The 12862-nt window shown below is 46.4% G+C and carries 11 protein-coding genes; 8 read left to right on the top strand and 3 right to left on the bottom strand.

Translation table 11 applies throughout. The annotated features are described in order from the left end of the window. Positions 1–6: 6 nt before the first annotated feature. The 3 genes from KN811_RS09070 to KN811_RS09080 all read right to left on the bottom strand — a co-directional run bounded on the left by KN811_RS09070 (position 7) and on the right by KN811_RS09080 (position 5163). Entirely contained in the window at positions 7–3237 is a 3231-nt protein-coding gene (locus tag KN811_RS09070; RefSeq protein ID WP_216334784.1) for a SusC/RagA family TonB-linked outer membrane protein, read from the bottom strand. Positions 3238–3690: 453 nt separating this feature from the next. Next, positions 3691–4296: a trimeric intracellular cation channel family protein gene (locus KN811_RS09075; RefSeq protein WP_187965718.1), complete on the bottom strand. Its 606-nt coding sequence runs from the start codon at positions 4294–4296 to the stop codon at positions 3691–3693. 123 nt (positions 4297–4419) lie between these two features. After that, a complete protein-coding gene (locus KN811_RS09080; protein WP_187965719.1) occupies positions 4420–5163 on the bottom strand; it encodes an RDD family protein in 744 nt (247 codons plus the stop codon). Positions 5164–5416: 253 nt separating this feature from the next. Between KN811_RS09080 and KN811_RS09085 the strand changes: the two genes are divergently transcribed. From KN811_RS09085 to KN811_RS09120, 8 genes are all read left to right on the top strand, one after another. Beyond that, positions 5417–6400, top strand: coding sequence for a stage II sporulation protein M (locus KN811_RS09085; protein WP_187965720.1), 984 nt, complete (start codon positions 5417–5419; stop codon positions 6398–6400). Then, positions 6384–7331, top strand: coding sequence for a hypothetical protein (locus tag KN811_RS09090; protein ID WP_187965721.1), 948 nt, complete (start codon positions 6384–6386; stop codon positions 7329–7331). Before KN811_RS09085 ends, KN811_RS09090 begins: the two co-directional genes overlap by 17 nt. 11 nt (positions 7332–7342) lie before the next feature. Further along, a complete protein-coding gene (locus KN811_RS09095) occupies positions 7343–8068 on the top strand; it encodes a DUF4129 domain-containing protein (RefSeq protein WP_187965722.1) in 726 nt (241 codons plus the stop codon). Further along, positions 8065–9276: a DUF4350 domain-containing protein gene (locus tag KN811_RS09100; protein WP_187965723.1), complete on the top strand. Its 1212-nt coding sequence runs from the start codon at positions 8065–8067 to the stop codon at positions 9274–9276. Before KN811_RS09095 ends, KN811_RS09100 begins: the two co-directional genes overlap by 4 nt. Then, positions 9273–10361 (top strand): AAA family ATPase, encoded by a 1089-nt coding sequence (locus KN811_RS09105; RefSeq protein ID WP_187965724.1) that lies wholly within the window; start codon positions 9273–9275, stop codon positions 10359–10361. Before KN811_RS09100 ends, KN811_RS09105 begins: the two co-directional genes overlap by 4 nt. Positions 10362–10581: 220 nt before the next feature. Beyond that, positions 10582–11913 (top strand): DUF58 domain-containing protein, encoded by a 1332-nt coding sequence (locus KN811_RS09110; protein WP_247716440.1) that lies wholly within the window; start codon positions 10582–10584, stop codon positions 11911–11913. Between the two features lie 144 nt (positions 11914–12057). Continuing rightward, on the top strand, positions 12058–12477 hold the full coding sequence (locus KN811_RS09115) for a DUF2141 domain-containing protein (protein WP_187965725.1): 420 nt from the start codon (positions 12058–12060) through the stop codon (positions 12475–12477). Between the two features lie 18 nt (positions 12478–12495). Then, positions 12496–12846: an avidin-fold protein gene (locus tag KN811_RS09120; RefSeq protein ID WP_187965726.1), complete on the top strand. Its 351-nt coding sequence runs from the start codon at positions 12496–12498 to the stop codon at positions 12844–12846. The last annotated feature ends 16 nt before the right edge of the window (positions 12847–12862 follow it).

Below are 12862 nucleotides of genomic sequence, written 5' to 3' on the forward strand. Positions count from 1 at the left end.
CGGTTTTTAAAAGGTTAGTTGTACGCCAAAAGATAATGACCTTCTAAACGGGTAGACACGGGCAAAGGTGTTGCTATCGTTCTTCCCTGCTTTTGTGTAATCAATTTCCGGGTCGATCGGAACCCCTATATTTTCAAACTCAAACAGGTTCTCACCGCTAAAATAAATGCGGGCCGTGCTGATGCTCAACTTATCGGTAAGTCCGGGCGGGATCGTATAACCGAGGGTTATATTCTTCATCCGGAGGTAAGACAGGTCCAGAAGGTATTTGGTCTGGGGGAGAAAGTTCATCGCATTATTGGACTGCTGCTGATCGTTGGGCCTCGGGTAGCGTGCATTGGGATTTTCAGGAGTCCAGTAGTCGAGTTGGTGATCGTACCACCCTTCGCCATAACGATAACCGGGAATAACAACGGGGCCATTGGCCCAGAAATCGCGTTTACCCACGCCCTGCATAAACATATTCAGGTCAAATCCTTTCCAGTTGGCACCGAGCTGAATACCGTACTGGTATCGCGGGGTGGTATTCCCTATCACTTTCATATCCCCGGAATCGCCCACGGTTTTGGAACCGTAATCAACAACCCCGTCCCCATTCAGGTCTTTGTATTTGACATCCCCGGGGCCATAGTAAAACCATCCGTTGTCTTCAAATATTTCCTGGGAAGCAATTCCGGGCGACAGATTGCCATCGGCATCAAAATCGCCTTCTGTAAAGAACCGGTCAGTTTCGTACCCCCAAATCTCCCCGAGTGTTTTTCCTTCGTAGTTGGAATCGATCCCCTTTGTGGTATTGGCAAATTTGGTGATCTTCTCTTTAAAGTCAGACAAGGTAGCCATGGCGTTGATCCGGAGTCCGTTGGCAAAGGTGTGCCTGAAATCCACGGCCAGTTCCCAGCCCCGGGTCTGCAATTCGCCGTAATTCCGTATGGGCGATCCTGTACCAAAGGAAGATGGCAAAGTGATCCCGTCACTATGCATATCGCTTACCGTACGGTTATACCAATCGAAGGTCGCGCCCAGTTTGTCCTGGAAAAAACGCACATCTACTCCTACGTCGAAGGTGGTGACGGTTTCCCAGGTAAGGGATGCAGGCAAGGCACCGGGAGTCCTGGCGGTAACAATGTTCTGACCGTCGATCACCCAATCGGAACTATAGGTGGGCATTACCCTGTAAATATTATTCAGGCGCGCATCCTGGTTCCCCACTTCTCCATAAGATGCCCTTATCTTTAAAAAAGACAATGTGGGAGTGGCAAAATCCATGAAGTCCTCCTTGCTGATAACATATCCGACGGACATGGACGGGAAAAAGGCCCATTTTTCATCGCTTGACAGACGTGAAGCCCCGTCATAACGGCCGTTGAGCTCTAGTAAATATTTGTCTTTATACGAATAATTGATACGGGCAAAAGCTCCCAGGGTTGTCCATTTGTTCCTATCTCCGCCGACAAACATATCTCCGGTAGCCAGGGAAAGTTCGCCTTTTCCCGGATCCAGCAAATCCCTCTTTTGGGAATAATGCGACCAGTATTCATATTCTTCCAGATCGCCTCCGAGGATGAATTTAAGGGAGTGATCTCCGTAGTCCTTAACATAGGTAGCAAAGGCTTTGGCCGTATTTCTGCGGCTCCAGTCCGATTCGTACTGTACCCGGTTATACGAAGGGCTGCTGTAGGCTTCGTATTTCAGGTCCGGCCCTGTGGCCCAGAAGTTATACGCAGACAGCACTCCGCCGGTCTGGTGTTCATGCTGTTCGGTACGGTCGTGTGTATAATCGAAATTTACGGTAAGTCCTTCGAGCGGGCTGATCGTTCCCCCGAGGTTGATACGGGACAGGGAATATGTGGTTTCGTTCATCTCGGCCTGCTCCACTTCCGAGATATGGTTCCGGAACGGCTTTCCTTCAAAAGTCCCGTAAGGATACTGGGCCGGCCAGCGGGTAACATAATACCAGGGGTCGTAGGTAGCGCTGGTAAAATAGAAGGGCTTGGTAAGTTTGGTATTGGAATGCAGCACCTTACCCCTTACGCTCAGCCAGTCGTTTATTTTGGTATTGACACTTAAATTTACATTATACCTGTCGAATTGGTCCGGGTTAACTTTCAGGACACCTTCCTGGTTCAGGTATCCCAGGCCCAGGTAATAGTTCGTATTCTCACTTCCCCCGGAAACGGAGAGGTCGTGTTTCTGCTGCGGAGCCCAATCCCGCATAAACAGTTTCCTCGGATCCCACGAACGATAAAAGAACAGCCTTCCGTCCCTGCGTTCGAAATCCCGGCCTTCTACCATTTCCATACCTAGGTCCTGCCCTCCGTAAAGCTCTTCCCACTCCCGCATCTTTTCTATGGCCAGCTCGTCGACAGACATCCCCACGATACTAAAAACATCCAGGGAGGGAACCCTTCGGTGTACCGCAGCAAAGGCCATTTCCGCCCCTTCTGCGGCAGGGGCTATTTTCGGGGTTGTTGTGGGTGTGGCCCAGGAAAAGTTGTTGGAATACGATACAGTGGGTGCAGAATTTCGCCGCCCGTTTTTGGTAGTAATGAGTATTACCCCCCATGCGGCCCTTGCTCCGTATATAGAGGTTGAGGTAGCATCTTTCAGCACGGAAATATTTTCAATATCCTGGGGGTTTATGGATTGCAGGTCCGGCACCTCTACATTATCGACCAGGATAAGGGGTTGTGCTCCCCCGCCATCCGGGTTTCCCAGGGTACCAATATTTCCCCGGAGCTTTATCACAGGGCTTTCCCCTATCTGTCCGCTCGGGCTGGTAATGGTAAGGCCGGGGCTTACGCCCTGCAATCCCCTGGCTACATCGGTAATAGGCCTGGAATCCAGTATTTCGGGTTCTATGGTCGCAACAGCACCGGTAAGATTGCCCCGCTTCTGTGTACCATAGCCCACAACAACTACTTCATCCAGTTTCTCCAACTCTTCGCCCAGGACGACCTCAAAGACAGACCGGTCCCCTACGGGAACTTCTTTTTGTGTGTATCCCATGGAGGAAAAAACCAGTATCCCATCCGGGGCATCCGGTATTTGCAGGGTAAACTTCCCGTCAAAGTCGGTGGTAGTCCCTATGGAAGAATCTTTGAGAAAAACCGATACTCCTGGCAGGAGTTCCCCGTTTTCCCCGGTCACTTCCCCGGATATCTGCCGTTCCTGCGCCCACAAAGACAAACACGCAAAATACAGCAATACCGAAAACAGAAATTGTACTTTTTCTTTCATAATTTTAGTGTATTTGGTTAGTTAAACTTCTGAAAAACATATGAGCAAATTGTCTGTAAAGCACTTAACGCATTTGCTCTTTTCTTGTATTTCCGACCTGTAGTGGTGATCCTGGCCGTTCTATTGTCAAATCTCCGGCCTTTGAAAAGTAAAGGCATCATATAAAAGAATGTCAAAAAACAGCTTTAAAAAGCATTTTATTTCGACTTAAACTGCATATTAATGCATAAAAGAGCAACAATAATACAAAAAATACATACCATTTGCGAATATTTATGCCAAAACATACTGCTTTAACATTAAAATATCTATAAAACAACTTATTAATAATATGATGTATTGGAATTAATTTATTTCCTTTATATATATATTTATGCATTTTTATGCATCTTATATAAAAGAAATTAGGAGAAGTATTCCATGATACCTGTAACGGACATCTCTGGTTCTTTCTTAGTTCTTATAAATACTCGGGAGTGCGAGTTTAAATTTCACGGCCAGCAGCCTTATGGTAATGACAATAATAATGGAAAGTATAAAAACAGCATCCTCGGGGATGGGGAGAAGTTTCAGCAGAAAATAAACCCCGCCGCCGGCGACACAGGCCGTGGCATAAATTTCCTTGTGAAAAATCACCGGAATATCATTGCACAAAATATCTCTGATCACTCCTCCGAAACAGGCAGTGATCGTTCCCAGGGCAATACACATCACGGCACTCAAATCTGCCGCCACACCCTTTTCCACCCCTATCAGGGTATATAGCCCGATACCGATCGTATCGAACAGGAACAGGGATGTACGCAGGTATTTCAGTTTTTCCCTGAAGATCAGGGCCAGGATCACGGTAATTATAATAGTGTACATGTACACATTGTTCTGCAACCAGGTAACAGGGTTTATTCCGATGAGTATATCCCGGATAGTACCTCCTCCCACAGCCGTGACAAAGGCAATGATAAAAACACCAAAAATATCCAGCCTTTTATGCAGTGCAGCCAACACACCTGAAATGGCGAACGCAACGAGTCCTAAAAGGTCTATGATCAGATAAAACATAGGGGTTGTGGTTTCAGGTTTCAGGTTCAAGGTTTCAGGTTCAAGGTTCAAAGTTCCCGAGTGGCGGTCCCTGAGCCCTTCGGTTAAACTCAGGATAAACTAAAGTCGAAGGGAGCCGAGGGATTACATTTTTTGCGTAAAATAATTATAATCCTTTAATATACGGTCAATAAAGGCATTTACATCCGGTTCTTCGGCTTTTGACTGTATGACTTCTTCTATTTTTGATTTTAATTTATTCATAATTGCCTTGTCTCCCGACTTTTTGGCAGACAAAAAAGTTTCCTTGATAATACGGGCATCGTTGTCGGACAGGCGGATAACCGTGGGGTATATGGGCTGATAATCTTCCTGCAGGTTTTCGAGTATGGTATGATCTATCGTTACCTTGTTCTTTAAGCTGATCACCGAGGTGCCTGCGGTCATATCGCCGAGCCGCTGGCTTTTGTTACTCATAATAATACTTATCAGTGCTACGACCCCTCCCAGCATATTAATATCTACAATACGCAAAAACCACCGTACCAGGTAGTCCGGGAACGAAGCCTGATAACCGTCGATCTTCACCACTTTGATCCGCAACAGCCTTTTGCCCGGGGTTTGCCCCTCCAAAAGGGATTCGAACAGCAGGGTATAGAACATAAAAGGCAAGAAAAAGATCAGCATTACAGCGATCTCCGACCATCGGTCCATTCCGCTAAGAAACCGGTTAAATGCCAGGGCCCGGAACAATATCTGGTATACCACTACTACATAGGCGACCTTAATCAGCATATCTACAAAATAGGCCAGGATCCTTTCGCCTACCGAAGCTGCCGTAAAACTGATGTTTACGTTCTGGGTGGTATTGATCTGAAGTTCTGCCATATTTTTTTCGCTTTCCGCTTTATTTTCCGGGTATTGAGCTCTTATACTTCAACCGCTTTGCAAGCTATCCGTTTTTTCATTTTTTTTATATCCCGGATTTCCGGTAATTATTTCACAGACAGGATAAATTCACATTTTCCAGCTATAAAAGTATCAGTTTTATTTTAACTTTACACCTTCACCATCCTGTTCAAAGGATAATAATACATACACCAGGGAGTATGATCCGTGCCGTTGTATGGAATCCCATATCATGAGAGAAGTTGCATTCATAAAGCAAAATAAGGAAAAATGGCTCAACTTTGAAAAGGCTATTTTCAATCAACGATTCAAAAATCCGGATGAGCTGGCCACCTTGTATATTCATATTGTCAACGACCTGTCGTATGCCCAGACCTATTATCCGAAAAGCAAGGTCATCGCTTATCTGAACCAGCTGGCGGCAAGGGCATTTCAAAAGATATACAAGACCAGGAGGCAGGAGACCAATCGCTTTCTCTACTTCTTCCGGACCGAAATCCCCATGGTGGTATATCAATACAGAAGATATTTTGCCTATGCCTTTATCCTGTTTTTCGCTTTTGTGGCCATCGGTGCAGTCTCAGCGGCTTATGACGACACTTTTGTACGCCTTATCCTGGGAGACCACTATGTAAATATGACCCTGGAGAACATAGAGAACGGCGACCCGGTAGCCGTGTACAAAAGCGGGAGCAACTGGGGGAGCTTTGTCGGCATTACCATAAACAATATCTACGTGGGTATCCGTGCCTTTGTATATGGTATTTTCGGCGGATTGGGGACCGGGTGGATCCTGTTGCACAACGGTATTATGCTCGGCGCTTTCCAGTACATGTTCCAGGCCGAAGGGGTTTTGTGGGAGAGTGTCCGCGGTATATGGATACACGGCGCCATGGAAATATTTGCCATTGTGGTCACCGGTGCTGCGGGACTTATCCTCGGGGCGGGAATACTTTTTCCCGCCACATATTCCAGGAGCGTTTCCTTTAAAATGGCTTTTAAAGACGGGGTAAAGATTCTTATCAGTACGTTCCCGTTCTTTGTCTGTGCAGGATTCCTGGAAGGTTTTGTCACCCGGTATTCCGGGGCCATGCCCAACAGCCTGTCCGTAGCGATCATTCTGGTCACCCTCGGCATCATTACGTTCTATTATATCTTTTATCCCTATATCGTAAATAAAAAAATGACCTTGCACACATATGATTCAACTCTATAAAAAAAGGGAGTTCGGAGAACTGTTCTCTGACACCTTTGCCTTTCTAAGACAAACAGGCAAGCACTTTTACAAGAATTATTTTCTCATCAACGGGGCTTTTATCCTTGTACTCATGGTGCTGGCTTATTTTTTTATGAAGGTGTACACCTCCCTGCTGGCCACCTCCCAGGGGCCGATCAATCCGGACGCTACCATTGAAAATTACTTTAACGACAATGCCCTGCTGATTGTTATTTTCATGGCTGTTTTTGCCCTTGTAGCAGTTTTTGTCACCTTTATCACTTATATCTACACCCCGGTCTACATGCTGCTTTATGCCAAAAAAGGCGCTGCTGATTTTACAACGAAAGACATTGTAAACACGCTGAAAAAAAACACAGGAAAGCTTTTTATCTATTTTTTCGCTTCCATGCTTATTTCCCTTGCGGTCTTTTTGGGAGGCGGTATTGCCATACTTATCCTGTTTGTCACCGGTATCGGTATATTTCTCATTCCCCTGGTGGTGGCGGTCATTACCCTGTCTTATAACAATGCATTTATGGAATATCTGGATTCCGGCAAGGGTATCTTTAACTGTTTCGAATATGGTCTTCAGCTTACGTTCAAACGGTTCTGGGTCAGTGCGGGATGTGTGGCCCTGTTTTATTTTATGATACAGATCATTCAGGGCATAATGACATTGATCCCCTATCTGGTCGGTATTTTTTCCGTATTTACCTCGTCCTCTTCCCTGGGGTCAGACCCGGATGAAAGCATGGGAATACTGCTCACGATCATGCTCGTCTTTTACGTACTCTCCTTTCTCCTGGGCCTTGTGGGAAATACAGTGGTACAGATGAACCAGGGAATCGTATATTTCAGCCTCAAAGAAGAAAATGAAAACATAAACACCGCCTCGGTCATAGATCAGATCGGTACATCGGGAGATTAAAAAAACTTGTGTTGAAAAAGTATCTGTTATTTTATATCCTCTGTCTTTCTCTTTACCAGGTTTCATTTTCCCGGGAAACCGTGGACAGCCTGCGTATAGATACCACTCCTGTGGAGAAAAGGGAATTTTCTCCCGGGTTCAGTGAAAAATACAACGGTCCCGAATACCAGTACGAAACCAATCCGCCAAGCGGTTGGTTCACCCGGTTCAAGGAATGGCTTGCCCGGCTCCTGTCCGATCTTTTCCGGCTCGATTCGGCGCAAAAAGCTGCGGATATCACCGATATTTCCCTGAAAATATTCTACATATTGCTTATAATGGCCGTTATTTTCTTTATTGTCCGTGCCATTATGAACAGGGAAGGCCAATGGATCTTTCGTAAATCGTCCGACCGGAAGATCATCACAGCCAGGGATATTGAGAATAATATTCATATCACCGACTTTAACCAGCTGGTGAGCGATGCCGTTTCAGACAAAAACTACCGCGAGGCCATACGATATTATTATTTATGGCTGCTTAAGGAACTGTCCGGCAAAGAACTCATTGCCTACGATACAGAAAAAACCAATACAGATTACCTCCGTGAGTTGAAGAACCATACCCTTCAACCGGAATTCGGTTATGCTTCCTACCTGTACAATTACATCTGGTATGGCAAGTTCGATATAGACCAGGCACAATACAGCAATGCTGCCCGCACATTTTCTGACCTGATAAATTCCCTGGCCCGATGAACAACAGGATTAAATTATATACAGGCATCCTCATCCTCCTGGTCTCCGCTGTTGCTTTTTTTGAACTGTCACGGCCGGAACCTGTGGACTGGACTCCCACCTTTAACGAAACCCATACCAAGCCTTACGGGTTAAAGGTATTTTATACCGAGTTGAAATCTGCTTTTAAAGATAGTGTCAGGGACGTAAAAGTATCTCCCTACGAATTTCTCAGCACCCTGTACGACAAGGAAAACTCCAGCTATTTCTCCAATCGCAATTATATCTATATTCACAAGGAATACCGGCCCGATGAAGTTTCCACGCAAGAACTGCTCAGTTATGCAGCTTCGGGCAACACCGTATTTATTGCTTCGGAAAATATCTCCAACACATTGCAGGATTCCCTGGGATTCTCCATTACATACGATTTCAGCTTCAAGCAAAAAGGCCGTATCAGTCTGGCCAATTCCCGCGTAAAGCGGGATTCGATATCTGTAGACGATGGCGCACTGAGTTCTTATTTTTACAAACTGGATTCGTTGAACACTACGGTACTGGGGTATCAGGATTTCGGAAAAGAGCGGATCAATTTTGTAAAGATCAGGTATGGCAAAGGCTATTTTCTGTTGCATACATATCCTTATGTCTTTACCAATTATTACCTGCTCAGGGACGATAATTACAAATATGCCGAAGACGCCCTGGCCTATCTCGGGCAAAATGCGGTGTTCTTCGATTCGCGCGACCGGAAGCAGCTTGGAAATTCCCCGCTCCGTTTTATCCTGTCCCAACCACCACTGCGATGGGCATGGTTTATCGGACTGCTCACCCTGCTCACATTTATGATCTTCAATGCAAAACGCAAACAACGTATCGTACAGGTGATCCAGCCTTTACCGAATACCACGGTGGCCTTCATTAAAACCATCGGCAACCTCTATTACGAAACCAAAGACCATACCAATCTCGTAGACAAGAAGATCACCTATTTTCTGGAAAAAATAAGGCGCGACTATTATTTGGAAACCACCGATTTAAACGATAAATTCGTCCGTAACCTGGCCGCCAAGACCGGTCGGGACAGGGAGGTAATTAAGAAACTTGTAGACCTCATAATAAGGCTGCAGTCCAAACCGGAATGTACGGAAGAAGACCTCCTGCAACTAAACCGGGCCATAGAAAACTTTTACACCCATAATAACGAGAGAAAAGAAAAACAGATATGAACGAACAAAACCACATACCCGGAGAAAATACCGGGGATGGGATAAATCCACCGGATGATAAGGCCGGTATTCCCGGGGAGGAAAGTACCACAGATGGGAATCACGCTTCCGAAGAGTTAAAGTTCCGGTCGCGAATAGACCTTTCCGAATTACAATCAGCCGTGAAACAGGTAAGAGATGAACTCTCCAAGGTTATCGTAGGCCAGAAGCACATGATGGACATGCTCATCACGGCACTGCTCGCCGACGGCCATGTGCTTATAGAAGGCGTTCCCGGAGTGGCCAAGACCATTACGGCAAAGTTGCTGTCCAAAGCCCTTACTGTGGATTTCAGCAGGATACAGTTCACCCCGGACCTGATGCCCTCGGACATCCTGGGGACCTCGGTATTTGACCTTAAAAAATCGGAATTTGAATTCAAGAAGGGGCCTGTATTTGCCAATATGCTGTTGATCGACGAAATAAACCGTGCCCCTGCCAAGACCCAGGCCGCCCTGTTCGAGGTTATGGAAGAACGGCAGATCACTATGGACGGGCAACGCTATGTGCTGGACACTCCCTTTATGGTACTGGCCACCCAGAACCCGGTGGAACAGGAAGGCACTTATCGCCTGCCCGAAGCACAACTGGACCGTTTCCTCTTTAAAATAGAGGTGGAATACCCTTCGCTGGAAGAAGAAATAGAGATCATTACCCGCGAACACCAGCTCGGGGAGACCAAAAAGACGGAAAAGGTCACCGCCTTCCTTAGCAGGGAGCAGGTAGCTACCTACCAGAAACTGGTCAACGAAGTACTTGTGGAGCCTCATTTGCTGAAATACATTGCGGAGCTCATTACAAATACCCGCAGCAACCCGTTCCTGTACCTCGGGGCATCGCCCAGGGCCTCCATTGCCATACTGAAAGCCTCGAAAGCCTATGCAGCCATAAACGGGCGCGATTTTGTGACCCCCGAAGATATTAAACAGGTCGCCGTTCCCGTATTGCAGCACCGTATCATCATTACCCCGGAAAGGGAAATGGAAGGCGTCACCGGGAAACAGGTCATTCAACAGATCATCCAGGCCGTGGAAATACCCCGGTGATCGTTTATCAGTTCGGAGATCGGAAGATTGTGGACTGGTTTGTTTTAAAGGGGGAACACCCCCCTGTCCCCCTCAAGGGGGGGGAGTTTTATATCTTTTAAAGAGCATTATAGCTTCCCTCTTGAGAGGGGTTGGGGGTGTGTAAGAGGATGGGCAGGGATGTAAAACGTAACAAAATGCCCGGCACCCGAATAAAACCTGAAACCTGAAACAAAAAAACTTGAAATTCTTTAAACCACTATACCTGCAAAACCACTTTTTTTACGGCTGTATCGCCGTGATGATCCTCTTTATAGTGAGTTTCATCTTCGGCAAGTTGTTCTTTGTGGCCAAGTTGGGGCTGGTTATACTACTGGCTTTTACTTTCCTGGATATTCTGATCCTGTTCTATTCCAAAACCGGTATAAAAGCGGTCAGGATACCCCCGGAAAAATTTTCCAACGGAGATGAGAACCCGGTACAGGTTACGATAGACAATCACTACACCTTTCCGGTACAGGCCAGGATCATAGACGAGATCCCGGAGCAGTTCCAGGTCAGGGATTTCAGGGTGGAAAGAAAGCTGCCCGCTTCTTCATCACGTACGCTGGAATACATGTTGAGGCCCACTGAACGGGGAGAATATCATTTCGGAAGGCTCAACATATATATTTCCACCACCCTGGGGCTTATTGCCAAACGGTATATTTTCTGTGACGATGTTATGGTCCCCACCTATCCGGCCTTTCTCCAGCTCCGCAAATACGACCTCATGGCCTTTACCAACCGCCTGCATCAATACAGCATCAAAAAAATACGCAGGATCGGCCACACCATGGAATTCGAACAGATCAAGGAATACGTCCAGGGCGATGATATCCGTACCCTGAACTGGAAGGCGACAGCCAAGAAAAACCAGTTGATGGTAAACCAGTTCCAGGACGAAAAATCCCAGCCCGTATACTCGGTGATCGACAAGGGCAGGGTCATGAAAATGCCCTTTGAAGGCCTCAGCCTGCTCGATTACGCTATCAATGCCACCCTGGTGATCAGCAACGTAGTCCTGAAAAAGCAAGACAAGGCCGGGATGTTCACCTTTTCCAAGAAAGTGGAAAACATCGTCGTGGCAGAACGGCGAACTTCCCAGATGGGACTGATACTGGAAACCCTCTACAACATACAGACCGATTTTTTTGAGTCGGACTTCAGCAGGCTATACGGCGATATAAAACGCAACATCACCAACCGCAGCCTTATCCTCCTCTATACCAATTTCGAAACACTGGACGGGCTGCAACGCCAATTGCCATACCTGAAAGGCATTGCAAAAAACCATCTGCTCGTGGTTGTCTTCTTTAAAAACACCGAACTCAATGACCTCGTCAACAACAGGGCAGAAACCATTCAGCAGGTTTATGACAAGGTTATCGCAGAGAAATTTGCTTTTGAAAAACGGCTTATCGTCAACGAACTCCGGAAATACGGCATCTACTCCATACTCACAACCCCGGAAAACCTCACCATAGACACCATCAACAAATACCTGGAGATCAAAGCCCGGGGGTTATTATAGGGTGAACAGGGAAATATTTCCCGGCAAAAGTCTGCCCGTTATTTACAATTGATCCCCGTCATCTGACAGTTCAGCATTTATTTCTGGTATTATAGTATTTCACAGCAGATCTTTGGAGCATTATTAACGTAAAATACTGTTATTATGAAAACGTTTACTTTGCTTTTCTGCACTTTACTTTGTTCATTTGCACTACAGGCACAGGAGGACCAGGGACGGGATATTACCGTTTCTATCGTTAACCTGAGCAACAATGAAGGACAGGTGCTCATTGCCCTGCATGACGAAAACACCTTTATGAAAGGGCGTGGCGTCCGTGACACTGTAATCACATCCCTGGACAAGGCTCCACGTGCCACCTTTAAAAATGTTCCGGAAGGGGAATATGCCATTCTGGCCATGCATGACAAGAACAAAAATTACCGTATGGATTTCGACACCGGCGGCATGCCCCAGGAAGATTACGGCATGAGCGGTAATAATATGAGTTACGGCCCGCCGACTTTCGATATTGCCAGGTTTACGGTCAAAGATGAAGACCTGAATTTCGACATCCGGTTTTAAAAAATGAACATAACAACCATGAAAATCAACTATGACAACAAGGTTTTCCGTCCCGTAAGCAATACGGAGAACGGGGAAACTTCTTCCGAAACCATTTTCCGCTACAAACAGAAAGGCCGTGTCCTAACCTCGAAATACAAGGGTGGGCGGATAGCCACAGGCCACCTGCTTGGCATTGTTTCCCCGGACGGGATCATTGACATGTGCTACCACCAGGTCAATACCAACGGAGAGCTGATGACGGGAAAATGCAGGTCTGTCCCCGAGATCCTTCCCGACGGCAGGATCAGGTTGCACGAAACATGGCAGTGGACCTCAGGAGACCAGTCCAAAGGAAAATCTGTAATAGAAGAAATCCACAAAAAGTAAAGGGCGAAAAATTTTT

The sequence above is a fragment of the Sinomicrobium weinanense genome (assembly GCF_018863395.1).
Taxonomy (GTDB): Bacteria; Bacteroidota; Bacteroidia; order Flavobacteriales; family Flavobacteriaceae; genus Sinomicrobium; species Sinomicrobium weinanense.

Excerpts from the sequence above, each read along its gene's own strand:
- KN811_RS09070 (WP_216334784.1), bottom strand. The coding sequence starts at position 3,237 with ATGAAAGAAAAAGTACAATTTCTGTTTTCGGTATTGCTGTATTTTGCG.
- KN811_RS09075 (WP_187965718.1), bottom strand. The coding sequence starts at position 4,296 with ATGTTTTATCTGATCATAGACCTTTTAGGACTCGTTGCGTTCGCCATT.
- KN811_RS09080 (WP_187965719.1), bottom strand. The coding sequence starts at position 5,163 with ATGGCAGAACTTCAGATCAATACCACCCAGAACGTAAACATCAGTTTT.
- KN811_RS09085 (WP_187965720.1), top strand. The coding sequence starts at position 5,417 with ATGAGAGAAGTTGCATTCATAAAGCAAAATAAGGAAAAATGGCTCAAC.
- KN811_RS09090 (WP_187965721.1), top strand. The coding sequence starts at position 6,384 with ATGATTCAACTCTATAAAAAAAGGGAGTTCGGAGAACTGTTCTCTGAC.
- KN811_RS09100 (WP_187965723.1), top strand. The coding sequence starts at position 8,065 with ATGAACAACAGGATTAAATTATATACAGGCATCCTCATCCTCCTGGTC.
- KN811_RS09105 (WP_187965724.1), top strand. The coding sequence starts at position 9,273 with ATGAACGAACAAAACCACATACCCGGAGAAAATACCGGGGATGGGATA.
- KN811_RS09115 (WP_187965725.1), top strand. The coding sequence starts at position 12,058 with ATGAAAACGTTTACTTTGCTTTTCTGCACTTTACTTTGTTCATTTGCA.
- KN811_RS09120 (WP_187965726.1), top strand. The coding sequence starts at position 12,496 with ATGAAAATCAACTATGACAACAAGGTTTTCCGTCCCGTAAGCAATACG.